Origin of the sequence: Blastococcus sp. TML/C7B (assembly GCF_016612845.1) — a bacterium.
Classification (GTDB): domain Bacteria; phylum Actinomycetota; class Actinomycetes; order Mycobacteriales; family Geodermatophilaceae; genus Blastococcus.
Window position 1 is genome coordinate 1779599 of sequence record NZ_JAEOAA010000001.1, and the last position, 24697, is coordinate 1804295.

Here is a 24697-nt window from a genome sequence, read left to right on the forward strand (position 1 = left end):
GGTGGGTCGGGGTCGGTGGTCGTGCTGCGGTGCTCGTGGGGCCGCGGGGCTCTCACGGCGGCGGGCGGAGCACCTGACCGGGCAGCAGGAGGTCGGGGTCGGGTCCGATGACGTCGGCGTTCGCCGTCCACCAGGCGCGGGTGGCCGCGGCGACCTCGGCACCGGTGGGCGCCCGGCCGAGCTCGGCGCCGAGCCGGCCGGCGGCGATGTCCCACAGGCAGTCGCCGCGGACGACGACGTGGCTCCCGGCGAGCTGCGGCGCCACGGGCCAGTCGGGCAGCGCTGCGACCGGGCCGCCCACCTCGGCACCCGTCGCGGGAGCGGGCGCGGGCCAGTCCGGCACGGTGGGCGCCGGGCCGGCCGCGGCCGCCGGTGCGGGGACGAGCAGGAGGGCGGTGCCGGCCAGCGGGCCGGTCAGGCCGAGCCCGACGCCGAGCGCGAGCGCCGCGCTGCGCCGGGCGCCGGCCGGGAGGACCACGCGCACCAGCACGTGCGCCGCCTGGCCGAGCGCGCCGGGCAGCGCCGAGACGGCGGTGAGCAGCAGGCCGAGCGCGCCCCACGCCCAGGCGCCCCAGGCGAGGAGCCCGGCGGCGGCCAGCAGCAGCTCCTCCGCGCCCGCGGTGTCCGCCGTGTGCTGCGCCTCGAGCACAGCGGCGGCCATCGCCGCGAACGAGGGGGTGAGCGCCGCCAGCGCGGCTGCGATCCCCGCCATGGCCGCGGTCGTGCCGGCCAGCCGTGCCCAGGTCATGGCGTCTCCTCCGTCGGTGAAGCGCAACTAAAGCAACCAAATGCACGCAAACGCAACCGAACCTGTGGATCTAGGCTTCGGGCCGGAGGTGGTCATGCGCTGGCAGCAGCTCTTCGCCGATCTGGAGGCGCGGTTCACGGCCGAGCAGGAGGCGGTCGAGCGCGCCGAGACGTCGTCGCGGGTGCGGCACGAGGTGGGTGCGCTGCGCTGGGCCGACCGGGTGGCCGGCGCGGTCGGCTCGCCCGTGGTCCTGCTCTGCGCGGGCGCCGGGCCGGTCGCGGGCACGCTCGCGGAGACGGGCAGCGACTGGCTGCTGCTCGTCGACGACGCCGGGCGCGAGTGCGTGGTGGCGGCGTCCGCCGTGCGCGCGGTGAGCGGGCTGGGCCGGCGCACGGCACCGGCCGGGGACGCCGGGCCGGTGCGGGCGCGGCTGGACCTGCGGCGCGCGCTCCGGGGCCTGGCCCGCGACCGGGCGGCGGTGCAGGTCGTCCTCGACGAGGGGACGGCGCTGTCCGGCACGATCGACCGGGTCGGCGCCGACTACGTGGAACTGGCCGAGCACCCGGTCGACGTGCACCGGCGGGCGGAGGCCGTGCAGGGGGTGCGCACCGTCGTCCTCGACGCGGTGGTGCTGGTCAGGACGGTGCTGCCGGGCGCGGGCTGAGCCGCGGTCGGCGGGTCAGGCGGGGGGAGCGGCTCCGCCGTTGTCAGCGCTCACCTCGGCGGGCTGCTCGCTCCCGGCCGTCTCGGGCGGGGGGACCGTGCCGGCGCGGGCCTCGGCGTACTTCTGCTGGATGAACCGCTCGAGCTCGTCGACCTCGATGCGCCACTGGCCGCGGCCGCCGATCTGGATGGCGATGAGCTCCTTGCGGCGCACGAGGGCGTACGCCTGCGACCACGAGACGTTGAGGATCTCGGCGACGTCGTCCAACGTCAGGAAGCGGGGCGTGGGCATGGGGTCCTCTCCATCCGGTGCGGCCAGTCTGTCAGCCGCACCGGTGACCGGGAGCAGCCGTCCACACCCGAACGTGTGGATGACGGCAGCGGGCGACCGCCTCCGTGCCGCACTATCGGCACCCGTCCGCCAGCAGAGCGCGCCGACGGCACCGGCGCGCCGGAGGTCGGCGCGCAGGAGAGGGAGCCGTGCAGTGACCGCCGTCCGTCCCGCTCCGCCACCGTCGACGTCGTCCGCGGGTGCGCCGGCCACCGGTCCGGCGCCGCGCCGCGTCCGCCCGCCGCGCTGGCTGGACCTGCGGCTGCTGCTCGGCGTCCTGCTCGTGCTCGGCTCGGTCCTGCTGGGTGCCCGGGTGGTCGGTGCCGCCGACGCGACGGTGCCGGTGTGGGCGGCGGCCGCGGACCTGGCGGCGGGCACGGAGCTCGACGCGGACGACCTGATCGCCGTCGACGTGCGCCTGGACGGTGCGGCGGACGCCTACCTCTCCACCTCGACCCGGCCGGCGGGACGCACGCTGGCGCGCGCGGTCCGGGCGGGGGAGCTGGTGCCCGGCTCGGTGCTGGAGGAGGCGGCCGGGCTCGTGCAGGTGGCCCTGCCCGTGCAGGCCGGCTACGTGCCGCCGGGCCTGCGGCGCGGCGGCCTGGTCGACGTGTACGCGGTCGCCGACCCCGCCGTGGGCGCGACCGCCGCGACGGGCGGGACCGTCACCCCCGTGGTGCTGCGGGCGCCGGTGCAGGCGCTGTCCGGCCGGACCGACGGCGTCCTGTCGACCCCTACGACGACGGTCCAGGTCGTGGTGGCGGTGGCCGAGGACGAGGCGGCCGCGGTGCTCGCCGCGATCGGCGGCCGGCCGCTGGTGGTCGTGGTCCACGACTCGGTGGAGCGCGACGCGGACGCCCTCGGCCGCGCGCCGGCCGCGACGGGGCCGACCGGCTGATGGCCGTCCAGGTGTTCACCGCGGTCACCGGGGCCGCGTGGGAGTCCGCGCTCGTCGGCGCCCTGGACCGGTCCGACCACGGGGTGACCGTGGTGCGGCGGTGCGTGGACGTCTCGGAGCTGCTCGCCGCCGCCGCGACCGGGACCGGCCAGGCCGCGCTGCTGTCGGCGGAGCTGCGCCGCCTGGACGGTGACGCGGTGGCCCGGTTGGGCGCCGCGGGGGTCGCGGTCGTCGGCCTGGTCGAGCCGGGGGACGACCGGGCGGCCGAGCGGCTGCGCCAGCTCGGGGTGGCGCACGTGCTCCCCGCGGACGCCGAGCCGGAGGACATCGCCCGCGCGCTGCGGGAGGCCGTGGCCGGCGCGCCGCCGGCGCCGCGGGACGTGGCCGACCCGCTGGCGGCGCTGCCCGAGCTGGGCGTGCTCCCGGAGGGTGGCGCGCGACCCGACGGCCGGGGCCGGCTGGTCGCGGTGTGGGGCCCCACGGGCGCCCCCGGTCGGACGACGGTCGCGGTCGGGCTGGCCGACGAGGCCGCGCGGCTGGGCGTGCCGACCCTGCTGGTCGACGCCGACGTCCACGGGGGCGTGGTCGCGCAGGTGCTCGGGCTGCTCGACGACTCCCCGGGACTGGCCGGTGCCGCGCGGCTGGCCGGGGCGGGCACGCTGGACCGGGCGGCGCTGCTGCGGCTGGCGTGGGCGGTGCACCCCCGGCTGCACGTGCTCACCGGCCTGGCGCGGGCCGACCGGTGGCCGGAGCTGCGCCCGCGGGCGGTGGGCACGGTGCTGGAGGAGGCCCGCACCCTGGCGGAGCTGACCGTCGTGGACTGCGCGTTCAACCTCGAGGACGACGAGGAGCTCTCGTTCGACACCGCGGCCCCGCGGCGCAACGGGGCGACGCTCGCCGTCCTGGAGGCGGCCGACACCGTGCTGTGCGTCAGCGGTGCCGACCCGGTCGCACTGCAGCGCAGCATCCGGGCGCTGGACGAGCTGCGCGAGGCGCTCCCCGACGTGCAGCCGGTGCTCGTGGTGAACCAGGTCCGTCGCGGCCCGGTGCCGGGGGACCCGCGGGCGGAGATCGCCGCCGCCCTGCAGCGGTTCGCCGGCCGCGAGGTGGCGTTCTTCCTCCCCGCCGACCGCCGCGCCACCGACGCGGCGCTGGCCGCCGGCCGGACGCTGGCGGAGGTGGCGCCCGCGTCGGCGCTGCGGGGCGAGCTGCGCGCCCTGGCGGCCGTGCTGGCCGGGGTGCCCGCTCCCGCGTCGTCCCGCCGCGGGCTGCGCGGCGTCCGGCGGGCGGGGTGAACGCTGGAGTGTCGGGGCACCGGTCGCCCGACGTAGCGTGAGCCCTCGTTCCCGAGCCCGAGGAGTGCCATGGTCGAGCGGCTGAGCCCGCTGGAGGCCTCGTTCCTCTACCTGGAGGAGCCGGCCACCCCCATGCACGTGGGCGGGGTGCTGGTGCTCGAGGCGCCGCCCGGTGGGCTGGACGCGCTGGCGGCGCTGGTCGAGGCGCGCCTGGCCCTCGTCCCGCGCTACCGGCAGCGGGTCGCCGAGGTGCCCGGGCACCTGGCCGACCCGGTGTGGGTCGACGACCGGGACTTCGACCTGGCCTACCACCTGCGGCGGTCCGGGCTCCCGCGGCCGGGCACGGAGGCGCAGCTGCTCGACCTCGTCTCACGGCTGGCGTCCCGGCCGCTGGACCGCAGCCGCCCGCTCTGGGAGGCGTACCTCATCGAGGGCCTCAGCGGCGGTCGCGTGGCGGTCATGACCAAGACCCACCCGGCCCTCGTCGACGGCCTGAGCGCGATCGACATCGGGCAGGTGCTGCTCGACGTCGACCCGGAGGCCGTCGCTCCCGAGCCGGTCGACTGGCAGCCCGGGCGCGCACCCGGTGGCGCCGAGCTGGTCCTGCAGGCGCTCGACGAGTACGTGCGCCGGCCCTCGACGGCGGTCGGTGTGGCGCGCGCCGCGGCCTCCGACCTCCGGTCCACGGCGGTGCGCGTCGGCGGTGTGGCCGGCGGGCTGCTGCGGGCCGTGCGTTCGGCGGTGCTCCCGGCGCCGCACAGCCCGTTGAACGCGCCCGTCGGGCGGCAGCGGCGGGTCGCTGTCGCGCGGGCGGAGCTCGAGGACCTGAAGCGGGTGCGCAAGGCGCACGGCGGGACGGTCAACGACGTCCTCCTGGCGGTGCTGACCGGCGCCCTGCGGGAGTGGCTGCTCTCCCGGGGCGAGCCGGTGGTGGGGGGCACGTCGGTGCGCGCGCTGGTCCCGGTCTCGCTGCAGGACGACGAACCGGGGTCGGGCAACCGGGTCACCTCGCACCTGGTGGACCTGCCGGTGGGGGAGCCCAACCCGCGGGTCCGGCTGGCGCACCTCGGCTACGCCATGCGGGGCATCGGCGGGCCGGGGCGGTCGGTGACGGCGGAGAGCCTCATCGCGCTCACCGGGTTCGCGCCGCCCACCCTCCACGCGCTGGGTGCGCGGGCCGCGCGCGGCCTCTCCCGCCGGCTGTTCAACCTGGTCATCACCAACGTGCCCGGACCGCAGGTGCCGCTGTACGCCGCCGGCGGCCGGATGCTCGAGGTGTTCCCGGTCGTGCCGCTGGCCCGCGGGCAGGGCCTGTCGATCGGGATGACCAGCTACAACGGCACCGTGTTCTTCGGCTTCAACGCCGATCGCGACAGCGTCGGCGACGTGGACGTCCTCGCCGACCTGGTCGAGCAGCAGGTCGCGGAGCTCGTCGAGGCGGCCGGCTGAGGGACGCCTCCGGGGTCGGGGTCGCGGCGGCCGGGATACCGTCGTGCTCCCCATCGACGACAGGAGGCAACCGGCGTGCGCGTGTACCTGCCGGCCACCACCACCGTGCTCCGGACGCTGGTGGACGAGGGCCTGCTCGCCGGCCCGCACACGGCGTTCGCGGTCACCCCGCAGCTGCGGGACTTCTACGAGCGCAGCGACCCCGACGCCGACCAGGAGGAGCTCGAGTACGCGGCGCTGCTGACCGCGGCCCGCGCGAGCCTCCGGCTGCTCGACGTCGACCCGACCGCCCCTCGGCGCCGGGTGGTGCTGGCCGCGGACGTGCCGGACGGCCAGGTGACCCCCATGGACGACCCGCACGTGGAGCGCGGCGCGGTCCGGATCACCGCCGACGTCCGGATGCGGGACGTCGCCAGCGCGCACATCGACGGCAGCGAGGCCGAGGACGACGTCCGGGCCGCCGTGAACGTCGTCCTCGAGGCCGACCTCGGCAGCGAGGACGCGCAGTTCGTCGTCGACCAGGCCGAGGGGCACGAGCTCGCCTGGTACGCCAGCCAGGAGCTGGGGCCGGCGCTCGAGCTGCTCTGAGCCGCTCACCGGACCACCCCGGGCGGTGGCGGGTCCTCGCGCACCCCGGCCACCCGCACCCCGGCCACCCGCACCTAGGCCACCCGCACCCGGGCCACCTGCACCCGGGCCACCTGCACCCGCTCGGCAACACCGTCGCGGACCAGCCACCCGCTGCCGGGTCGCGCCGGTAGCGGGAGCCGGGGCAACCGGATGCCGAGCAGCTCGGCGTCCGCCGGACCCGCCCCCAGCAGCAGGCCGGTCCGCGCACGGCGGAGGGCGGCCACCGGGCCCTGGTAGTGGCTGCTCAGCTGCGCCGCGCTCCCGGCCGCGAGGACCACCACCCCGCTGCGGGCGCCCGTCGGCGGCACGGTGGTGAGCCCGGCGCACTCCGGCCCCGCGCCGAGGTCGTCGGCCACGAGGACGCCGGGCCGGCCGTCGAGCGCGTCCACCCACGCGCGCAGGGCGCCCGGATCCGCCGGGTCGAGCGCCGTGCCGGGCAGTCCCTCCGGCCCGCCGGGGCCGGCCGGTGCCCACCACCCGACCTCGGCGCCGCCGGCCGCGAGCCGGTGGGCCAGCGCGTGCAGCGCGGCGGTGCGGCCCGTCCCCGGTCCGCCCACCACGAGCAGGCCACCGCTGCGGCCGAGATCGACCCCGAGCACCTCACCGCCGTCCCCACCCGGCCCGACGGGCACTCGCCACCTGCCGGCGCCTCGAGCCGCAGCATGCGCGGCCGGGCCGACGGGCAGCACGGGGTCGGCCGGCAGCTCGACGACCCGGACCGGCGCCGTCGCGCTCCCGGGAGCCGGCTCGGCCCGCGGGTCCGGAGTGCGGGGGAGCGCCAGCTGGCACTCCTCGGCGTCCTCACCGCACAGCGCCCGGCCCGGTGGCCGGTGCGCGGGCACCGACCGGGCGGGGACGCCGGCGACGGCGTAGTCGGCTCGGTCGGGCAGGGGGAGCACCAGCCGCATCCGCGCGGCTGACGCCAGCCGCCCGCCCGGCACGGCCCGGTCACCGGTCAGCACGCAGGTCAGCCCCACCGCGGCGCCGTCCCGCACGAGCCGCAGCAGGGCGTCCGAGCCGCGCCCGGGGTCGGCGTCGTCCAGCAGCGCGCCGACGGCCTCCAGCCCGTCGACCAGCAGGAGGACCAGTGGAGCGGTGGGGTCCCCGGGCGCGGCGCGACGGGCGTCCACCTCGCGGTTCAGCCGGTCCACCAGCCGGACCGCGCGCAGGATGTCGGTGCTCCCGACGGCCGTGCCGGTGTGCGGCAGCGTCGCGGCCTCGGCGCCGAGGCCACCACCCCCGGCGTCCAGCACGTGCACGTGCAGCTCACCCGGGCCCAGGCGGGCGGTCGCGGACCGCAGCACCGAGCGCAGGAAGGTGGTGCGCCCGCTGCGCGGGCCGCCCACCGCCAGCACGCCGCCACCGACGGTGAGGTCGAGCTCGAGCGGCAGGCGGGCCTGCTGGTCGGGCCGGTCGACCAGCCCGATCCGCAGCCGGGCGGGTTGCTCGCCGTCACCGGCGCCCGCCGGGGCCGCCCGGTCGAGCTCCTCGGCGGCGAGCCGGTCGGGCAGGGGTGGCTGCCACGGCCGGTGCGGGCCGGGCCCGGCCCGCAGCGCGGCCGCTCGCGAGAGGGCGTCGACCAGCCGGACCAGGTCGGTGTCGCCGCCGCCGGCAGCGGGCCGCGAGGGTGCGCCGTGCAGCGGCCAGGACCAGCGGCGCACCTCCGGAGCGGGGGGCGCGCTCCGGTCCGGCACGGCCACCCGGGCGACCTGGAGCAGGCGCGGTGGTGCGTTGCCGGTGCGGAGGACCGCGCGGCCGGGCAGGTCGACCGGCAGGTGCGCGGCGGCCGGCGTGCCGACGACGTCGCGGGAGTCGGCCTCGTCGGTGGTGCGCAGGCAGATCCGCAGCGTGCAGTTGGCCCGGATCTCGGGGGAGACCACCCCGCCCGGCCGCTGGGTGGCGAGCACCAGGTGGATGCCGAGGGAGCGGCCGCGCTGCGCGATGCCGACCAGGCCCGGGACGAATCCGGGCAGCTCCTCGACGAGGGTGGCGAACTCGTCGACCACGATGACCAGCCGGGCGAGCTCGACGGAGGCGGGCAGCGCGGCGAGGTCCGGTACGCCGTGCGCGGCGAGCAGCGCCTCGCGCCGGGACAGCTCCGCCGCCAGCGACCGGAGCGCGCGGGCGGTGGTCGAGCCGTCCAGGTCGGTGAGCAGCCCGACGGTGTGCGGCAGCCGGGCCGCCTCGGCGAACGCCGCACCACCCTTGTAGTCCACGAGCAGGAACGAGCAGCGCTCCGGCGGGTGGTTGAGCGCCAGGCCGGCGATGAGGGACTGCAGCAGCTCGGACTTGCCCGAGCCGGTGGTGCCGGCGACGAGGGCGTGCGGTCCGTCCCGGCACAGGTCGATCGACGCGGGGCCGTCGGAGGTGTTGCCCAGGTCGGTGCGCAGGGTGTCCCGGGCCTGCGGCCACCGGCCCACCGCCGCGCCGTCCGGAGCCGGCCGCACGGCCCACCCCGGCAGGTCGAGCAACCGGACCTCGGTGGGCAGCGCGGAGCCGCTCCCGGCGGGCTCCAGGTCGGCCAGCCCCCGGGCGAGCCGGGCCGCGACCTCGACCGAGATGCGGTCGACCAGCACGGCCGGGCGGTCGGCGGAGCCGTCGCGGGCGAGCACGCCGGAGCTCGCGGTCTCACCGGAGAGGGTGAGCGCGGCGTCCGCGGCCACGGGCAGCTCCCCGGGCCGCTCGGCGGTCGTGAGGACGAGGAGGCCCGCTGCGCGGGCCGCGCGCAGCAGTTCGGCGGTCCGCCCGTCGATCCGCCGGTCCACGACGACGACCAGGTGGCCCGCGCCCGGGGCGGCCGGCTCGGCGGCGAGGCCGGCCGCCCAGGCGCGGAGCGGCGCGTCGCCGTCCCCGTCCGCCGCCCCGGACCCGGGGACGACGTGCACGGCGGCCGTCGGCAGGTGCGGCAGCCACCGCGCCCAGCTCCAGTCGGCGAGCCGGTCGGCGTCGGTCAGGAGCTGCAGGCGCAGCGCGTCCGGCGGGTGCAGGGCGACCAGGGAGCAGAGCACCGCCCGCAGCGCGCCGAGTGCCTCCGCGCGCGGGCCGAGGACCGCCAGGCCGCCCGTGGCCGACAGGTCGACCGGCACGGGCAGGGTGTCGGCGACGGCACGTTCGCGGTGGCCGTCCTGCTCGACGCGCGTCACCTGCACCGGACCGGGGCCCGTGCCGACGCGGACCACCAACGGGCCCCCGCCGGCGGGCCGTCGGCTCCACAGCAGGTCGGTGCGGCGGCGCACCGCGGCGGCGATCGTCGCGGGGTCGGGGTGCTCCTGCTCGGCGGCACGCACGTCGTCGGCCACGGCGTCCGCGACCCGGCGGTGGGCCTCGGCGAGGTCGGCGCGGTGCGCGGCGCGGTCCCGCCGGCCGGTACGCCGGCCGGACCAGCGCTCGGAGGCCCAGGTCCCGAGCGCGACCAGCGGGCTCAGCAGGGCGAAGAACAGGAAGGTCGGCGTGCGCAGGAACCACGCCAGCAGCACGCCACCGACGGCGGGCAGCAGGACCGCCACCCAGGCCAGGCGGCGCGGCGGGGTCTCGGCGGGTGGGCGGGGCAGCACCACCTCCCGCTCCTCGCGGACGGGGCGCAGCCGGTGCGGCGGGCGCAGCCGCGTGCGCCCGCCGCCGGCCGGCTCCACCACCGCGGGGGAGTCGGCGGCGGTGCAGATCGCGAGCGTGGAGGCCCCGAGCCTCAGCCGTGCCGCGGGCGGCCAGCGGGTGAACCGGTCGTCGAGCCGGGATGCGTCCAGCACGCTGCCGTTGGTCGAGCCGAGGTCGCGCACCTCGACCTCCCCGTCGCCGACCCGGACCTCCACGTGGTGCCGCGAGATGTCGGGATCGGCGACGCGGACGTCGCACCCGGCGTCGCGCCCCACGACGTGGACTCCGCGCCCGAGGGCCTGTGCCCGGCCGGCGTCCGGACCGCCGAGCACCCGCAGTTCCAGGGGTGCGGTGGTGGAGGCCGGCGGGGGGACCGGGCCGGCCACCGAGAGGACGGCGCCGTGGCGCAGCAGCGGCGAGCTCAGCGGCAGGCACGCCTCCAGAGGCGCGGCCCCAGCCCAGAGCCCCGCGACCGGCACACCGAGGACCCGGCGGAGGAGCGGCAGCACGTCGGCCACGCACGCGTCGTCGCCGGCCCCGACCTCGACGTCGACCGCGCCCTCCGCGCCGCGGACCGTCCAGCACCGCGGGGTGCGGAGGGGCGGCGGGCCGGCCGGGAGGGTGCTCACCGGCGCATCGTGCCGGGCGGGAACCTCCTGGTGGGGCGCTCCGGCCGGAGCTGTGGACAACCCGGGGCCTGTGGACGGACGAGCGCCCGGGAGGGCCGGGTCGACCTACCGTTCGCAGCGATCGGGACGGACCCGGGACGGAGGAGGAGATCTGCGTGAAGGTCGACATCGGGACGCTGCAGGCGATGGCCGGTCAGTGCCGGGCCGAGGCCGCGGAGAGCACGGCCCGCCAGGCCACCCTGTCGGGCAGCATCAACTCGTCGGTGCTGGACGGCTGGACCGACAGCCAGGCAGCGGTGCAGTTCACCCAGCTGTACGAGCAGTGGCGCCGCTCGGCGCAGAGCCTGAGCGACGCCCTCAACGGCATGGGCGGTCTGCTCAGCAGCGTGGCCGGCTCCTACCAGCAGCACGAGGCGGACATGGCCGCGCGGATCGGTGCGCTGCTCTGAGCCGGGCCGCGGGAGCCGGACGGGTCCCCGGCCGGCTGCCGCCGCCGTCCCCCGTCCGGGGCTCGCGGCGCGCCCGCCGGGAGGCCGTCCGTAGGATCACGACCCGTCCACGCGCGCGTCGAGTCGGGAGCGGTCCATGCAGTTCGGTCGGTACTACGAGGAGTTCGAGGTCGGGGCGGTCTACAAGCACTGGCCCGGGAAGACCGTCACCGAGTACGACGACCACCTCTTCTGCCTCATCACGATGAACCACCACCCGCTGCACATGGACGTGAACTACGCGGAGAACACCACCGACTTCGGCAAGAACGTCGTCGTCGGCAACTACATCTACTCGCTGCTGCTCGGCATGAGCGTCGCCGACGTCTCGGGCAAGGCCATCGCCAACCTCGAGGTCGAGTCGCTGCGGCACGTCGCCCCGACGTTCCACGGCGACACCATCTACGGCGAGACGACCGTCCTCGACAAGACCGAGTCGAAGTCGAAGGACGACCGCGGCGTCGTCTACGTCGAGACCATCGGCTACAAGCAGGACGGCACGATCGTCTGCATCTTCCGCCGCAAGGTCATGGTGCCCAAGCGCTCCTACGGGGAGTCCCGCGGCGGCGAGCAGCCCGGCCGTCCGGAGCCCAAGCCCCGCGGCTGACCTCGCGGTCGACCACGCGGGTGCGCCGCCGGCCGCCGGTCAGGGACCGCCGGCCGGCAGCGCACCCCACGCACGCAGCGTCTCCAGCAGGCGCGGCGTGCACGGCAGCCGGTCCCGGGTGGCGGCGTCGGCGAACAGCACGTCCGCCGCGTCGTCCCCGGCCACTGGCTCGGCCGGCGTCCCGACCAGGGTGCACACGAAGTCGGTGACGTCGTAGACGACGCCGTCGCCCGGGATCGAGAGCCGGCCCACGACGGCGCCGGGTCGGACGGCCAGCCCGGTCTCCTCGCGGACCTCGCGCACCACGGCCTCGGTGAGCGACTCACCCGGCTCCACCCGGCCGCCGGGGACCGACCACATCCCCTCCGAGGGCGCGTGGCCCCGCCGGATCAGCAGCAGCCGGCCCGCCTCGTCCAGCACCACGGCACCCACGCACGGCACCACCGGCAGCTCAGCCGTCATGACCGGCACGCTACGGGCGGCCCGGCCGCGCCGCGGTGCCCACCGTCCCGCGCCACCCGTGCCCGCGCCGGCGCGCTTGACGATTCCGGCCGGTCACAGGACGGTTATGCGCGATGAGCGTCTCGCCGGTCTGCCCCCGCTGCGGCGAGCCGTTGCAGGTCCGCGCCGGCTCGAGCGCCCAGGCCTGGTGCCACCTGCACGGCGCCGTCACACCGCTGCACCACACCGTGCTGGTCGCGCACGACGCGATCGCCGCGGTCACCGCCGACGCCCGGGTACCGGCGTGGGTGCCCGACCCGATGCCCGTCGGCTGGTCGGTCACCGGCCTGGCCTGGGGTGGTGAACCCGGGGCACGCGCCATCGTCGTCGACACCGCCGGGCCGGCACCGCTGGGCGGCTCCGCCGAGCTGGTGCTGGTCGCCGAGGAGCCGGGCACCGGCGTGGGCTGCGGCTACGCCGGGCTGCCCGGCCTCGACCCCGGCGACGTCATCTCCGGCCCCTCGTCGGTCGCCGTCCAGGCAGCCGGCCAGCGGGCACCCCTGTGGGCCGTCCCGACCACCGACGACCGCGCCGCCTTCGTCGGCGAGGCGTTCGGCGTCTGGCTCTGGGTGGTCACCTGGCCGATGAACGCCGCCTGGCTGCTCGCCGAGGAACCACGGCTCCTGGACCTGCGGGAACGCATCTACCCCGACCTCCCGCTGGGCCCGCCCAGCGAGCACCTGCTGCCGGGCACCTGACCCGGACCGGTCCGCCTCGGTTCATGATCGGCGCGTCGCGGCCGGTGCCCCTGAGGTCTGTGTTACCCATGGGACGAACGCGTCCGCCGCATCTCCGGCGGGTCTTCCCACGCAGACCGGTGCTCCCTCCGGCCTGCCCGTTCGAGCCCCCTCGGGAGGTGGCGGTGAACCTGAAGAAGGTCCTCACCTGGCTCCTGGTCGCCTTCGTGGTCTGGTACGTCATCCAGAACCCGGAAGGGTCCGCGGAGATGGTCCGCAACGCCGGCACGGCGCTCGGGGACGCCGCGACGTCCCTCTCCGAGTTCGTCGGCTCGCTCACCTGAGCCGGCCGTGACTGCGAGGCACCCGTGACCCCGAGGCACCCGTGACCGCGAGGCACCCGTGACCGAGTCGCCGGTCCTCCCGACCCGAGCGGGCAAGGACGCCGACAAGTACCTGCTCCCCGGCGAGAACGTCGTCCTGGCCACCCGGCGCCACTGGGCCGTGCTCGTCGAGCCCACGGTGCGCTTCCTGCCGGTGTTCGTCCTCGGCTGCTGGCTGTTCCTGCTCGACCCGGACAACGCGGTGACCAGCGTGGCCGGGCTCGTCGTGCTGCTCGGTGCCCTCGGCTACTACGCGCTGCGCGTCGGCGAGTGGTGGATGCGGCACTTCATCGTCACCCGGCGGCGGGTGCTGCTGACCTCGGGCGTCATCGTCCGCACCGTCACGCTCCTGCCGCTGCGCCGGATCACCGACCTGACCTGGGAGGAGACCTTCTTCGGGCAGATCCTCGGGTACGGCAGCTTCCGGTTCGAGTCCGCCGGGCAGGACCAGGCGCTGCGGCACATCACCTTCATGCCGGACGCCAAGCACGTCTACCGGGAGGTGAGCGGCCTGCTGTTCAGCGCCGACTGGGGCGGGGCGGCGGCCGGCGAGACGACGAGGGCAACCCGGACGGCGAGCGGCCGCCGGTCGCGCCCGCCCGGCGGCACGACACCGAGCCCATCCCGCCGCTGACGCCCCCGGAGTGAGGGCGCTCCGCCGCGTGCCCCGGCCGCCGGTACGGCAGGGTGGTGCGTGATGCGCATCGACCTGCACACCCACTCCTCGGTCTCCGACGGCACCGAGACCCCGGCGCAGCTGGTGCGCACCGCGGCGGCCGCGGGGCTCGACGTCGTCGCGCTCACCGACCACGACACGACCGGCGGCTGGGCGGCTGCCGCCGAGGCCCGCCCGGCCGGGCTCACCGTCGTCCCCGGCATGGAGCTGTCCTGCCGCTGGTTCGGCCCGGACCAGCCGCCGACCAGCGTCCACCTGCTGGCCTACCTCTTCGACCCGGACGCACCCGCGCTCTCCGCGGAGCGGGCGCGGCTGCGCGACGAACGGCTCGGCCGGGGCGAGCGGATCGTCGAGGCGCTGGCCGCCGACGGCCACCCGGTGGTGTGGGCCGAGATCGTCGAGGCCTCCGCCGGTGGCGTGGTCGGCCGCCCGCACATCGCCCGCGCCCTCGTGCGCGCCGGCGTCGTGGAGTCCGTCGACGCCGCCTTCGCCTCGCTGCTGAGCCACCGCAGCCCCTACTACGTGAGCAAGGCCGACACCGACGTCCTGCAGGGCATCGCGCTGGTGCGGGCGGCCGGGGGAGTGCCGGTGTTCGCGCACGGCCTGGCCACCAAGCGCGGCCGGGTCGTCGGCGACGACGCGATCGCCGCCATGGCCGCGGCCGGCCTGCTGGGGCTGGAGGTCGACCACCCCGACCACAGCGAGGAGGAGCGGCGGCACCTGCGCGGCCTGGCCGCCGAGCTCGGCCTGCTCGTCACCGGGTCCAGCGACTACCACGGCACCAACAAGACGACGCCGATCGCCGCCTGCACCACCGACCCGGAGCAGTTCGAGGCGCTGCTGGCCGCCGGGACCGGCAGTGCGCCGTTCCGCGACTGACCGGCAGCGTTCAGGCGCTGAGCCGCTGGGCTCCGACCCGCTCGTAACCCGCCCACACGATCGGTGAGCGCTGCGCCCGCTGCGGCAGCAGCAGGAGCCCCTGCCGGAAGGCGCGGAGCGCGGGGGTCGCCGCGGCGTCGGTGAGCCCGAGGCCGGGCAGCGAGTACATCCGCCGCGCCCACACGGGCAGCAGCGCGACGGCCAGCGAGGCCAGCCCGCCCCACGCCGGCTGCGCCGGGGTCAGGTAGCGCACCCACGTCTTCATGGGCGGGAGCACGACCAGCCGGTAGGCGTCCCGGGCGGCGGGGGTGACCGCCAGCTGCGGCCGCACCCGCTCGAAGTAGGCGGCCAGCTCGGCGACCGAGGCGGGCACCTCGGCGGGGTCCGCGCCGACCAGTTCGGCGGCGGTCACCTGCTCGGCGACGTACCGGTCGGCGTCGTCGTCGGTGAGCGCCAGCCCGGCGCGCCGGGCGACCGACAGCAGCGAGTCGACCTCGCAGCAGTGCACCCACAGCAGCAGGTCCGGGTCGTCGACCCGGTAGGTGCGGCCGGTGGTCGCCTCGGTCCCGCCCAGCTGGCGGTGGATGCCGCGCACCCGCGCCACCGCGCGGACCGCCTCGGTGCGGGTGCCGAAGGTGAGCGTGTCGACGTAGGTGGCGGTGCGGATCAGCCGCGGCCACGGCTCCTCGGTGAAGCCCACGGAGTTGCCGGCCACGCCGTCCATGGCCACCGGGTGCAGCGCCTGCAGCAGCAGCGCGCGCAGCCCGCCCACCGAGAACGATGGGTCGGCGTGCACCCGCCACGTGACGCTGCCCGGGCCGAAGAAGCCCAGCCGGTCCTCCTCGGCGGTCCAGTCCGACCGCGACGGCAGGCGGTTCACGCCCGGGCCGGCACGCTCGACCAGAAGTCGCACAGCACGGCGACGGTGCGCGGCGGGTTCTCCACCGCGGGGGAGTGGATCGAGTCCTCGATGACCTCGTACCGGGCGCCGAGCCGCTGCGCCATGTCGGCCTGCACGTGCGGCATCCACGCGTCGTCGGCCTCGCCGTGGGCCACCAGCACCGGCAGTCCGGTCGCCTTCAGCTCCGCGACCCGGTCGGGCTCGGCGAGCATCGCGTCGGCCATGCCGCGCAGCCCGGCAGCGGAGTTGCGCAGGAACCGGCGGGCGTAGAACTCGCGGGTCGGCGCCGGCACCGCCTGGGCCTTGGGGTCGGTCATCGCCAGCTGCTCCATGGTCTCGTGCACCAGCTGCACGCCGCCGGCCTCCAGCAGCGGGCCCAGGTGGTCGAGCAGCTCGGCCCGCCCGCCGGTGAGCTGCGCCGGACCCGAGCCGAGGAGGGTGAAGGAGCGGAACAGCCCCGGCTCGGCGAGCACCGCGCCGCGCGTGACCAGCCCGCCGAAGCTGTGGCCGAGCAGGTGCACCGGGCCGCCGGCGTCCAGGGCCAGCTCGCGGGCCACGCCGATCACGTCGTCGGCGAGTTCGGCCACCGAGTAGCGGGCCGGGTCGTCGGGGCCGGGCGACTCGAACTGGCCGCGCTGGTCGATCGCGACGACGCGGTAGCCGGAGTCGGCCAGCGGCGCGAGCAGCGGCGCGAAGTCCTCCTTGCTCCCCGTGTAGCCGGCGACCATCAGGACCGTGCCCTCGGCGCCCGGTCCGGTGTCCAGCGCGGCGAGCGGGCCGGCACCGCCGGTGAAGCTGCGGGCTGCGGCGCCGTGGTCGGCCAGCTGGCGCAGGTCGGTGGGGGCGACGGAGGGGGCGGACTCGGGACCGGGGGCCATGCCCCCAGTGAACCGCGCCGGGGCGGTCCCCGTCACGGGGGGTTACCGGTAGGCGCGCACCTCGTCGTCCAGCCGGAGGACGACGACGGGGCCGACGACGCCGACCGTCCCGCCGGGGGGCACGTCGTCGGCGACCCAGCGGGCCACCTCCTCGCCGGACAGCGCGTTCCGCACCACGAACCCCCCCGCGGTCGGCAGCACCACCTCGGGCACCCCGGCCGCGGTCGGGGTGGGCAGCCCCTCGGCCGGCGCGGTCCAGCGCGGGAGGCCACCCGCCGGGTCGAACGCCGACACGGTGCCGCCGGCGCGCACGAGCACGAGACCCGCGGCCGACGTCTGCGCGGCGTCGTCGCCGGCGACCGGCACGGTGGCCCGCTGCCTGCCGTCCTCCTGGGCGAACAGCCGCACCTCGCCGTCCACGCGCACGCCGAGCAGCCCGTCGGCGCCGAGCAGCGCGACGTCGGCGTCCTCGGCCGCCGGCACGTCGACGGTCCAGTGCTCGCTGCCCGCGAAGCCGTCGTAGAGGCGCAGCTGGACGGCGTCGCCGCCGGCGCAGCGCTGCAGCACGGCGACCCCCGCGCTGCCGGCCGCGGCGGAGAGCCACTCGCAGCCCCCGGGCGCGCCGGCCCGCCAGCGGACGTTGTTGCCCACCGGGTCGAACGTGAGGACGCCGGTGGGGCTGGCGGCCAGCACGATCTGCGCCGTCGAGGTCAGGACGGCGTCACCGCGCAGGTCGAGGTTGCGCGTCCAGGACCGCACCCCCGTGCCGGCGTCCAGCCCGACCGCCTCGTCGCAGCGCTGCTCGGTGCGGAACACCGCGACCGCGACGCCGTCGGTGACGGTGAGCCCGCACAGCCGGGCGTTGTCCCGGGTGTAGTGCCAGGCCTCCTCGCCGGTCAGCGGGTCCAGCGCCCGCACCCCGGTCGGGGTGCCGACGACGACCCGCGCCGCCTCGACGACGTCGGCGGGCAGCGGCGCGCTCTCGACCGACCAGGCGGGGGAGACGGCGCCGGCCGGCGCCCCCGAGGGGACGTCGGCCGGTGCCGCGGTGGTGCTCTCGGTGGCCGCCGCGTCCGAGCCGCGCCACAGCAGGGCGGCGACGACGACGAGGGCCAGGGTGGCCGCGAGCCACACCCACACGCGCAGGGGCGGGCGGGCCGGCGACCACCGCATCAGGCGTCGGTTGCGGGTGCTGCGTCGCTGCGGCCCGCGCCGCCACGCGACGGCGACGACGACGGCGCGGCTTCGCGGCCCCGCCCTCGGCGCCCTCACCCTGCGGCGCGGCGTCGCCCGACGCGGCCGGGGCCTGCGCCGGTGCGGCGCCCTCGCCCTCGGCGCCCGAGCCGCTCCCGCCGCGGGTGCGTCGGCGCGGCCGGCTCTTGCCGCCGCCGGAACCCTCGCCGCCGGCGGGCCGGTCGGAGTCCGGACGACCCCGGCCGCCGCGGTCGTGGCCGCCGCGGTCGCCGCCGGTGGGGCGGTTGCGCTTGCCGGTCTCGCCGAGGTCCTCGAGCACCTCGGCGTCCAGACCCTCGCGGGTCCGCTGCGAGCGGGGGAGCCGGCCCTTGGCGCCCTCGGGCACGTCGAGGTCGGAGTAGACCCACGGCGAGGTCGAGTAGGTCTCCGGCGGGTCGTCGAAGCCGAGGTCGAGCGCCTTGTTGATCAGCTGCCACCGCGGGATGTCGTCCCAGTCGACCAGCGTGACCGCGACACCGGTCGAGCCGGCCCGGCCGGTGCGGCCGATGCGGTGCACGTAGGTCTTCTCGTCCTCGGGGCACTGGTAGTTCACGACGTGGCTGACACCGGTGACGTCGATGCCGCGGGCGGCGACGTCGGTGGCGACCAGCACGTCGACCTTGCCGCTGCGGAAGGCGCGCAGCGCCTGCTCGCGGGCGCCCTGGCCGAGGTCGCCGTGCACGGCGGCCGCGGCGAACCCGCGGTCGACGAGCTCGTCGGCGACCTTCTGCGCGGTGCGCTTGGTGCGGCAGAAGACCATGACCAGGCCGCGGTCGCGGGACTGCAGCACGCGGGCGAGCAGCTCGGGCTTGTCCAGGTTGTGCGCCCGGTAGATGAACTGCGTGGTCTGCGGGACCGTCGAACCCTCGTCGTTGCCGTGGGCGCGGATGTGCGTCGGCTGCGTCATGAACGAGCGCGACAGGGTGACGATCGGGCCGGGCATGGTGGCCGAGAACAGCATCGTCTGCCGCTTCTCCGGGACCATCGCGAGGATCCGCTCGATGTCGGGCAGGAAGCCCAGGTCGAGCATCTCGTCGGCCTCGTCGAGGACGAGCATCCGGACCTTGCCCAGGATCAGGTCGCCGCGCTGGGCGAGGTCCAGCAGCCGGCCCGGAGTGCCGACGACGACCTCGACGCCCTTCTGCAGCGACTCGATCTGCGGCTCGAACGCGCGACCGCCGTAGATGGCCTCGACGCGGATGCCGCGCTTGGCGCCCGCCGTCGACAGATCGCGCGCCACCTGCACGCACAGCTCGCGGGTGGGGACGACGACCAGCGCCTGGGGCACGCCGTCGCCGCCCTCGGCCGGCGGGGTGACCCGCTGCAGCATCGGGACGCCGAAGCCGAGGGTCTTGCCGGTGCCGGTGCGCGCCTGGCCGATGAGGTCGTTGCCGGTGAGCGCCAGCGGGAGGGTGAGCTCCTGGATGGCGAAGGTGCGGGTGATCCCGGCCTCGGCCAGGGCCGCGACGATGTCGGGGTGCACGTCGAAGTCGCTGAACAGCGGGCTGTCGCTGGCGACGGGGGCGCCGCCCAGCTCCTCGACCTGCGTCTCGAGCTCCTCGGGAGCCGGCGCGCCGGACTCGGCGTGCTCGAGGGCGGCCACGTCGGCCGCGGGGGTGGTGTCGTTCTCGGTGGAGGTCAGCGGTCTCGCCTCTGGTCTGCTGGGGGGAGAGGTCCTCGCCGCTCGCAGCGTCGGACCGGTCCCGGGGTCGGTTGTCGCGGGATGGGTTCCAGCGCCGACGCGGCCAGCATGACCGGGCGTCCCTGCGGGACCTGCCCGGGAGACGGCCCCTGGGGGCGTCGTCCGACGGTCGTCAGCGCACGTGTGCACGGTGGCCCGTGCGGTCCACCAGGGCCCATGGTAGCGCGGGGACCGGTTAGCCTCTGCGCGCCGCACGCACGATGTGGCCCGCCCCACTCCTCCGGGGCCGGCCGCACCGCGCGCCCGCTCCCCGCCCCCAGCCCCCAGGAGACCCGTGTGAGCCAGCCCGGACCCGGCGCCGTCGTCGACCTGCTGGGGGTGCTCGCCTATGCGGAGCTGACCGCCTTCGACCGGCTCGCCGAGGACGCCCGGCTGGCGCCCACCCTCGACGGGCGCGCCGCGCTGGCCCGCATGGCGGCCGCGGAGATCGCCCACCACGTGCGGCTCACCGAGCGGCTCGTGGAGCTCGGCGCCGACCCGGCCGCCGCGATGGCGCCGTTCGCCTCGGCCCTGGACACCTTCCACGAGAGCACCCAGCCCAGCACCTGGCTGGAGGGCCTGGTCAAGGCCTACGTCGGCGACGGGCTGGCCGCCGACTTCTACCGCGAGATCGCGGCCTTCCTGCCCGAGGCCGACCGGCTGCTCGTGCTGGAGGTGCTCGACGACACCGGGCACGCCGACTTCGCCGTCCGCGAGGTGCGCGCGGCCATCGCCGCCGACCGGCGGCTGGCCGGCCGGCTGGCGCTCTGGGGACGGCGGCTCGTCGGCGAGGCGATCAGCCGGTCGCAGGCGGTCATCGCCGAGCACGACGGACTGGCCGACCTGATCATCACCGGCACCGGCGACCTGGCCGGCGTCGCCCGGCTCATCGAGCGGATCACCAGCGCCCACACCGAACGCATGACGTCCCTCGGCCTCAACCCATGAAGAAGGGCGCTCCCGCGATGACATGGTCGGCCTCCGGCCGACACCGCGGCCACGAGCCGTCCTCCGGCTGAGCTGAGCGCGTCCGTCGCGCCTGCGCGGGACCCTCCGGGCCCCACTCGGCACGACCACGCAGAAGGGGGCGGCTCCGCCGCGGCGGAGGCGCCCCCTTCTGATCGGGCAGGCTCTTAGGCCGTGCTGCCCGCGATGAATCCGACCCGCCGCTGGTCGGCCTGCGCGATCTCGACGTAGGCGATGCGGTCGACCGGGACGACGACGCGCCGACCCCGCTCGTCGACGAGCGTCAGCAGGCCGTCCTTGGTGGTGCCGGACATGGCTGCCGACACCTCCGCAGCGATCTCGTCAGGGGTCTTGGGGCTGTCGATGACCAGCTCCCGGGGGGAGTGCTGGACGCCGATCTTGACTTCCACGTGGGCGATGCCTCCTCGGTTCGCGCGACTGGGGTCAACGCTAGTCCAGGGGGCGGGCAGCGGGCGGCCGGAGCCGGTGCGCCGACAGCGAACGTCAGACGAGCGGGAGGCCGCCGTCGACGCGCGGGAAACCGGAGATGCCGCGCCACGCCAGCGCCGACATGAGGGCCACGGCCTCGTCGCGCGACACCGTGCCCTTGCGCGGCAGCCACCAGCGGGCGCTGGCCTCGGCGGCCCCGGTCAGCCCGGAGGCGAGCAGCAGCGCGCGCTCGGCGTCGGCCCCGGTGTCGGCGGCGATGACCTCGGCGATCGCCTCGACGCAGGCGCCGGTCCCGCGGTCGACGATCGCCCGCACGTCGGCGTCGTTGCGCAGGTCGGACTCGAACACCAGGCGGAAGGCCTCGCCCTCGGCGTCGATGAAGTCGAAGTAGGCGCCGACGGCGGCGTCCACCCGGGCCCGGTTGTCGTCGGTGCGGCCCATGGCCTCGGCGACGCGGTCCGCGAGCTCGGAGACCTGCTCCTCCAGCAGTGCCAGGTAGAGGTCCCGCTTGCCCGGGAAGTGCTGGTAGAGCACCGGCTTGCTCACGCCCGCGCGGTCGGCGATGTCGTCCATCGCGGCGGCGTGGAAGCCCTGGGCGACGAACACGTCCTGCGCCGCCCGCAGCAGCTGGATCCGCCGGGCGCCGCGCGGGAGGCGCGCGGTGCGCCGGTTGGCGGCGGGAGCGGGGCGTGGGGGCTGCATGGCACCGGGATGCTACCGGCGGCCCGCGTCCCCCCACCGCGGGCGGCCGCGGCGGGATTACCGTCGGTGCGATGCCCGAGATGACCAGGCCCGACGCCGGCGACGTGCCGTCCACCGGGGACGCGCCCGACTCCGCCACCGCCCTCCCCGCGCTGGGCACCCTGCTGCCCCCGTGGCCCGGGGAGCAGCTGTCCCTGGACGGCGGCGAGGTGTTCGTCCGGTGCACCCCGTGGACCGGACCGGTCGACGGGAACCGGGACGGCGCCCCGCGCGAGCGCGCCGTGTACGTGCACGGGCTGGGCGGGGCCTCGACCAACTGGACCGACCTGGCCGCGCTGCTCGCCGTCCGGGTCGACGGCTGGGCGGTCGACCTGCCGGGGTTCGGGCACTCGAACCCGCCGTCGCGGGGCCGCTACTCCATCCGCGGCCACGTGCGCACCGTCGTCGAGCTCCTCGAGCACGTGCGGCGGCAGTCCGGGGAGGCGCAGGGGCGCCCGGTGCACCTGCTGGGCAACTCCCTCGGCGGCCTGGTCAGCCTGCTCGTCGCCGCGCGGCGGCCCGACCTCGTGGGCTCGCTGACGCTGATCTCGCCGGCGATGCCGGTGTACCGGGTGCCGCCGGCGTTCAGCAAGGCGCTGCTGCTCCTGCTGCTGCCCGGTGCCGTCTCGCTGGCCGAGCGCCGGCTGGCCGGGATCACCCCGGAGCAGAACGTGCGGGCGATGATCCGCATGTGCTTCGGCCGGCCGGACCGGGTGCCGAGGGAGCGGGTCGAGCAGGCCGTGGAGGAGATGCGCGTCCGGGCCGAGCAGCCGTGGGCCGATCGCGCGCTGGCCGGGAACATGCGGGGCCTGATCACCTCCTACCTGCGGATCGGGCGCGCCAACGCCTGGCGGCAGGCCCGGTCCCTGCGGATGCCCGTCCTGGTGGTCTGGGGCGACCGCGACCGGCTGGTCGATCCGGCGCTCGCCCCGCGGCTCGCGGCCGCCGTCCCCGGCGCCCACCTGCGGGTGCTCGAGGGCGTCGGCCACGTGGCGATGCTCGAGGCCCCCGAACCCACCGCCCGCGCCGTCCTGGGCATGCTCGAGGCCCTGCCGGCCGGCTGACCCGGCCCGTCGCGGACCGGTGTTCCCGGCTGCGGCCGACACGCCACCGAGCGTGAGACCCTGGCCCGGGACGTCGGGTCGAGCAGCCGGGGAGGTCAGCAGTGACGGGACGCCGCAGCGCCGGCCCTCTGGTCGCCGCGCCGGACCCGGTACGGGCCCGCCGCACCACCCGGCACGAGGGGCCGCTGCGCGGCTTCGCCCGCCGGTACGGCTGGCGCGCCTACGCCATCCCGTTCCTGACGCTGGCCACCCTGATCGCCCTGGTGGACCTGGCCCTCGGCGCCCCGGAGAGCGCCGGTACGGCCCCCACGAGCAGCACCAGCACCCCGCCGGCGGCGTCGGCACCGTCGCCGGACCCGGTGCCCGTCCCGGACGGGCCCGCGGAGGGCGATGCCGAACCGAGCGAGCTCCCGCCGCCCGCCACCGACGCCGCCCCCTACGTCGAGCAGGGCGCCGGTTCCGTGTCGGTCGTCGACGGCACCTCCGAGGTGTACGGCTCCGGGCCGCTGAAGCGCTTCGTCGTCGAGGTGGAGGACGGCATCGAGGTGGACCCGACCGGCTTCGCCGCGGCGGTCGAGGCGACGCTGGGTGATCCGCGGTCGTGGGGCGGCGGCGGCTGGATGTCCTTCCAGCGGGTCGGCGCGGCCGAGGCCGCGGCGGCGCAGTACGAGTTCAAGGTGACGCTGGTCAGCCCCGGCAGCATGGAGACCTACTGCCCGGGCGTCGGCACCGGCGGTTACACCTCCTGCCGGTACGGCGAGCGCGCCGTGATCAACCTGGCCCGCTGGGCCACCGCCGTCCCCGACTACGAGGGCGACATCGCGACCTACCGGCTCTACGTGGTCAACCACGAGGTCGGGCACGCCCTGGGCAACGGCCACCAGCCCTGCCCGGGCGCCGGCGCGGTCGCCCCGGTCATGCAGCAGCAGACCCTCGGGCTCGGGGGCTGCACCAAGAACGCCTGGCCCTACCCCTAGTCCCTGCACCGGGCCCTGGCCGAGGCCGCGGGCGGCGGGAAGGAACTCGGCTGGCACGCTGTTGCTGCACGTGTTCGACGGTCCCCTCGCGGGCCGCTGTCCACCGAACGAGGAGCAACCGTGTCCCTGCCACCGCTGGTGGAGCCCGCCGCCGACCTGTCGATCGACGAGGTCCGCCGCTACAGCCGCCACCTGATCATCCCCGACGTGGGCATGGACGGGCAGAAGCGCCTGAAGAACGCCAAGGTGCTCGCCGTGGGCGCCGGCGGTCTCGGTTCGCCGGTGCTCATGTACCTGGCCGCGGCCGGCGTCGGCACGCTCGGCATCGTCGAGTTCGACACCGTCGACGAGTCCAACCTGCAGCGCCAGATCATCCACGGGCAGTCCGACGTCGGCCGGTCCAAGGCGCAGAGCGCGCGGGACTCCATCAAGGAGATCAACCCGCTGATCGACGTCCGCCTGCACGAGACGCGGCTGGACAACGACAACGTGCTGGAGATCTTCAGCCAGTACGACCTGATCGTCGACGGCACCGACAACTTCGCGACGCGGTACCTGGTCAACGACGCGTGCGTGCTGCTCGGCAAGCCCTACGTCTGGGGCTCGATCTACCGGTTCGACGGCCAGGTCTCGGTCTTCTGGAACGAGCACGGGCCGAACTACCGCGACCTCTACCCCGTCCCGCCGCCGCCCGGCATGGTGCCCAGCTGCGCCGAGGGCGGCGTGCTCGGCGTGCTGTGCGCCACGGTCGGCGCCATCCAGGCCACCGAGGCGGTCAAGCTGATCACCGGCATCGGCGACACGCTGCTGGGCCGGCTGATGGTCTACGACGCCCTGGAGATGACCTTCCGCACGATCAAGGTGCGCAAGGACCCCGAGGGCGAGCCGATCACCGAGCTCATCGACTACGACAACTTCTGCGGCGTCGTGTCGGTCGAGGCGCAGGAGGCGGCGGCCGGCTCGACGATCACCGTCGACGAGCTCAAGGACATGATGGACGCCGGCAAGGACTTCGACCTGATCGACGTCCGCGAGCCCAACGAGTACGAGATCGTCTCCATCCCGGGCGCGCGGCTGATCCCGAAGGACGAGATCCTCTCCGGCCGAGCGCTGGCCGAGCTGCCCAACGACAAGCCGATCGTGCTGCACTGCAAGACCGGTGTGCGCTCGGCGGAGGTGCTCGCCGCGGTCAAGGCGGCCGGCTTCAAGGACGCCGTGCACGTCCAGGGCGGCGTGACCTCCTGGGCCACGCGCATCGACAAGACGCTGCCCACGTACTGATCCCGCAGGGCGCTCCGGAGGCCCGGCACCGCACTCCCCCCGGGGAGGCGGGCCGGGCCGACGTCTTGTTGACTGGC

General features: G+C 76.6%; 23 protein-coding genes and 2 pseudogenes. 15 read left to right on the top strand and 10 right to left on the bottom strand.

Going from position 1 to position 24697, the window contains the following annotated elements; genetic code table 11:
• Positions 1 to 52 precede the first annotated feature (52 nt).
• The gene (locus JKP76_RS08655) at positions 53 to 748 is read right to left on the bottom strand and encodes a hypothetical protein (protein WP_200490498.1); all 696 of its coding nucleotides are present in this window, start codon (positions 746 to 748) and stop codon (positions 53 to 55) included.
• 94 nt (positions 749 to 842) lie between these two features.
• Between JKP76_RS08655 and JKP76_RS08660 the strand changes: the two genes are divergently transcribed.
• A complete protein-coding gene (locus JKP76_RS08660; protein WP_200490499.1) occupies positions 843 to 1412 on the top strand; it encodes a hypothetical protein in 570 nt (189 codons plus the stop codon).
• Between the two features lie 15 nt (positions 1413 to 1427).
• Here JKP76_RS08660 and JKP76_RS08665 read toward each other — a convergent pair whose 3' ends face one another.
• Positions 1428 to 1703 carry a helix-turn-helix domain-containing protein gene (locus tag JKP76_RS08665; RefSeq protein WP_242471230.1) on the bottom strand — a complete coding sequence of 92 codons (276 nt, stop codon included), beginning with the start codon at positions 1701 to 1703 and terminating at the stop codon, positions 1428 to 1430.
• Positions 1704 to 1896: 193 nt separating this feature from the next.
• Between JKP76_RS08665 and JKP76_RS08670 the strand changes: the two genes are divergently transcribed.
• The 4 genes from JKP76_RS08670 to JKP76_RS08685 all read left to right on the top strand — a co-directional run bounded on the left by JKP76_RS08670 (position 1897) and on the right by JKP76_RS08685 (position 5972).
• Positions 1897 to 2640, top strand: a complete 744-nt coding sequence (locus JKP76_RS08670) for an SAF domain-containing protein (RefSeq protein WP_309229891.1) — start codon at positions 1897 to 1899, stop codon at positions 2638 to 2640.
• Positions 2640 to 3935, top strand: a complete 1296-nt coding sequence (locus JKP76_RS08675; RefSeq protein WP_200490501.1) for a chromosome partitioning protein — start codon at positions 2640 to 2642, stop codon at positions 3933 to 3935. Before JKP76_RS08670 ends, JKP76_RS08675 begins: the two co-directional genes overlap by 1 nt.
• Positions 3936 to 4004: 69 nt before the next feature.
• Complete coding sequence (locus JKP76_RS08680) at positions 4005 to 5384, top strand: wax ester/triacylglycerol synthase family O-acyltransferase (RefSeq protein WP_200490502.1); 1380 nt, start codon at positions 4005 to 4007, stop codon at positions 5382 to 5384.
• Between the two features lie 75 nt (positions 5385 to 5459).
• Positions 5460 to 5972, top strand: a complete 513-nt coding sequence (locus JKP76_RS08685; protein ID WP_200490503.1) for a DUF6912 family protein — start codon at positions 5460 to 5462, stop codon at positions 5970 to 5972.
• Between the two features lie 74 nt (positions 5973 to 6046).
• On the opposite strand, the gene JKP76_RS08690 is transcribed toward JKP76_RS08685, so the two are convergent.
• Positions 6047 to 10237 carry an FtsK/SpoIIIE domain-containing protein gene (locus tag JKP76_RS08690; RefSeq protein WP_200490504.1) on the bottom strand — a complete coding sequence of 1397 codons (4191 nt, stop codon included), beginning with the start codon at positions 10235 to 10237 and terminating at the stop codon, positions 6047 to 6049.
• A gap of 155 nt (positions 10238 to 10392) precedes the next feature.
• Between JKP76_RS08690 and JKP76_RS08695 the strand changes: the two genes are divergently transcribed.
• Positions 10393 to 10686 carry a WXG100 family type VII secretion target gene (locus JKP76_RS08695; protein ID WP_200490505.1) on the top strand — a complete coding sequence of 98 codons (294 nt, stop codon included), beginning with the start codon at positions 10393 to 10395 and terminating at the stop codon, positions 10684 to 10686.
• Between the two features lie 124 nt (positions 10687 to 10810).
• A pseudogene (locus JKP76_RS08700) lies at positions 10811 to 11332 on the top strand (MaoC family dehydratase); the annotation flags it as partial.
• 39 nt (positions 11333 to 11371) lie between these two features.
• On the opposite strand, the gene JKP76_RS08705 reads toward JKP76_RS08700, so the two are convergent.
• A complete protein-coding gene (locus tag JKP76_RS08705; RefSeq protein ID WP_200490506.1) occupies positions 11372 to 11794 on the bottom strand; it encodes an NUDIX hydrolase in 423 nt (140 codons plus the stop codon).
• 113 nt (positions 11795 to 11907) lie between these two features.
• Here JKP76_RS08705 and JKP76_RS08710 point away from each other — a divergent pair, with 113 nt between their 5' ends.
• The 4 genes from JKP76_RS08710 to JKP76_RS08725 all read left to right on the top strand — a co-directional run bounded on the left by JKP76_RS08710 (position 11908) and on the right by JKP76_RS08725 (position 14448).
• Entirely contained in the window at positions 11908 to 12531 is a 624-nt protein-coding gene (locus JKP76_RS08710; protein WP_200490507.1) for a DUF6758 family protein, read from the top strand.
• Positions 12532 to 12695: 164 nt separating this feature from the next.
• Positions 12696 to 12854, top strand: a complete 159-nt coding sequence (locus JKP76_RS08715) for a hypothetical protein (protein WP_200490508.1) — start codon at positions 12696 to 12698, stop codon at positions 12852 to 12854.
• A gap of 58 nt (positions 12855 to 12912) precedes the next feature.
• The gene (locus tag JKP76_RS08720; protein WP_200490509.1) at positions 12913 to 13527 is read left to right on the top strand and encodes a PH domain-containing protein; all 615 of its coding nucleotides are present in this window, start codon (positions 12913 to 12915) and stop codon (positions 13525 to 13527) included.
• 63 nt (positions 13528 to 13590) lie between these two features.
• Entirely contained in the window at positions 13591 to 14448 is an 858-nt protein-coding gene (locus JKP76_RS08725) for a PHP domain-containing protein (protein ID WP_200490510.1), read from the top strand.
• Positions 14449 to 14458: 10 nt separating this feature from the next.
• Here the strand turns inward: JKP76_RS08725 and JKP76_RS08730 are convergent, their stop codons facing one another.
• The 4 genes and pseudogenes from JKP76_RS08730 to JKP76_RS20680 all read right to left on the bottom strand — a co-directional run.
• Positions 14459 to 15328, bottom strand: coding sequence for an oxygenase MpaB family protein (locus JKP76_RS08730; RefSeq protein WP_200490511.1), 870 nt, complete (start codon positions 15326 to 15328; stop codon positions 14459 to 14461).
• Entirely contained in the window at positions 15325 to 16227 is a 903-nt protein-coding gene (locus JKP76_RS08735) for an alpha/beta fold hydrolase (protein ID WP_200490512.1), read from the bottom strand. Before JKP76_RS08735 ends, JKP76_RS08730 begins: the two co-directional genes overlap by 4 nt.
• 42 nt (positions 16228 to 16269) lie before the next feature.
• Positions 16270 to 17145, bottom strand: a complete 876-nt coding sequence (locus JKP76_RS08740) for a PQQ-binding-like beta-propeller repeat protein (protein WP_309232892.1) — start codon at positions 17143 to 17145, stop codon at positions 16270 to 16272.
• Between the two features lie 859 nt (positions 17146 to 18004).
• Positions 18005 to 19378: pseudogene (locus JKP76_RS20680) on the bottom strand (DEAD/DEAH box helicase); the annotation flags it as partial.
• Positions 19379 to 19438: 60 nt separating this feature from the next.
• Here JKP76_RS20680 and JKP76_RS08750 point away from each other — a divergent pair.
• Positions 19439 to 20089 (top strand): ferritin-like fold-containing protein, encoded by a 651-nt coding sequence (locus tag JKP76_RS08750; protein WP_200493201.1) that lies wholly within the window; start codon positions 19439 to 19441, stop codon positions 20087 to 20089.
• Positions 20090 to 20274: 185 nt separating this feature from the next.
• Here JKP76_RS08750 and JKP76_RS08755 read toward each other — a convergent pair whose 3' ends face one another.
• Together JKP76_RS08755 and JKP76_RS08760 are read right to left on the bottom strand one after the other, a co-directional pair.
• The gene (locus JKP76_RS08755) at positions 20275 to 20517 is read right to left on the bottom strand and encodes a DUF3107 domain-containing protein (protein ID WP_200490515.1); all 243 of its coding nucleotides are present in this window, start codon (positions 20515 to 20517) and stop codon (positions 20275 to 20277) included.
• 94 nt (positions 20518 to 20611) lie between these two features.
• Positions 20612 to 21259, bottom strand: coding sequence for a TetR/AcrR family transcriptional regulator (locus tag JKP76_RS08760; protein WP_200490516.1), 648 nt, complete (start codon positions 21257 to 21259; stop codon positions 20612 to 20614).
• A gap of 71 nt (positions 21260 to 21330) precedes the next feature.
• Here JKP76_RS08760 and JKP76_RS08765 point away from each other — a divergent pair, with 71 nt between their 5' ends.
• The 3 genes from JKP76_RS08765 to moeZ all read left to right on the top strand — a co-directional run bounded on the left by JKP76_RS08765 (position 21331) and on the right by moeZ (position 24620).
• A complete protein-coding gene (locus JKP76_RS08765; RefSeq protein ID WP_200490517.1) occupies positions 21331 to 22362 on the top strand; it encodes an alpha/beta fold hydrolase in 1032 nt (343 codons plus the stop codon).
• 101 nt (positions 22363 to 22463) lie between these two features.
• Positions 22464 to 23339, top strand: coding sequence for a DUF3152 domain-containing protein (locus JKP76_RS08770; RefSeq protein ID WP_309229889.1), 876 nt, complete (start codon positions 22464 to 22466; stop codon positions 23337 to 23339).
• Positions 23340 to 23459: 120 nt separating this feature from the next.
• Positions 23460 to 24620 carry an adenylyltransferase/sulfurtransferase MoeZ gene (gene moeZ / locus JKP76_RS08775; protein ID WP_200490518.1) on the top strand — a complete coding sequence of 387 codons (1161 nt, stop codon included), beginning with the start codon at positions 23460 to 23462 and terminating at the stop codon, positions 24618 to 24620.
• Positions 24621 to 24697 lie beyond the last annotated feature (77 nt).

What these genes read in the sequence shown, in the direction of transcription:
- JKP76_RS08655 (WP_200490498.1), bottom strand. Translation starts at nt 748, where the DNA reads ATGACCTGGGCACGGCTGGCCGGCACGACCGCGGCCATGGCGGGGATC.
- JKP76_RS08660 (WP_200490499.1), top strand. Translation starts at nt 843, where the DNA reads ATGCGCTGGCAGCAGCTCTTCGCCGATCTGGAGGCGCGGTTCACGGCC.
- JKP76_RS08665 (WP_242471230.1), bottom strand. Translation starts at nt 1,703, where the DNA reads ATGCCCACGCCCCGCTTCCTGACGTTGGACGACGTCGCCGAGATCCTC.
- JKP76_RS08675 (WP_200490501.1), top strand. Translation starts at nt 2,640, where the DNA reads ATGGCCGTCCAGGTGTTCACCGCGGTCACCGGGGCCGCGTGGGAGTCC.
- JKP76_RS08680 (WP_200490502.1), top strand. Translation starts at nt 4,005, where the DNA reads ATGGTCGAGCGGCTGAGCCCGCTGGAGGCCTCGTTCCTCTACCTGGAG.
- JKP76_RS08705 (WP_200490506.1), bottom strand. Translation starts at nt 11,794, where the DNA reads ATGACGGCTGAGCTGCCGGTGGTGCCGTGCGTGGGTGCCGTGGTGCTG.
- JKP76_RS08710 (WP_200490507.1), top strand. Translation starts at nt 11,908, where the DNA reads ATGAGCGTCTCGCCGGTCTGCCCCCGCTGCGGCGAGCCGTTGCAGGTC.
- JKP76_RS08725 (WP_200490510.1), top strand. Translation starts at nt 13,591, where the DNA reads ATGCGCATCGACCTGCACACCCACTCCTCGGTCTCCGACGGCACCGAG.
- JKP76_RS08735 (WP_200490512.1), bottom strand. Translation starts at nt 16,227, where the DNA reads ATGGCCCCCGGTCCCGAGTCCGCCCCCTCCGTCGCCCCCACCGACCTG.
- JKP76_RS08760 (WP_200490516.1), bottom strand. Translation starts at nt 21,259, where the DNA reads ATGCAGCCCCCACGCCCCGCTCCCGCCGCCAACCGGCGCACCGCGCGC.
- JKP76_RS08765 (WP_200490517.1), top strand. Translation starts at nt 21,331, where the DNA reads ATGCCCGAGATGACCAGGCCCGACGCCGGCGACGTGCCGTCCACCGGG.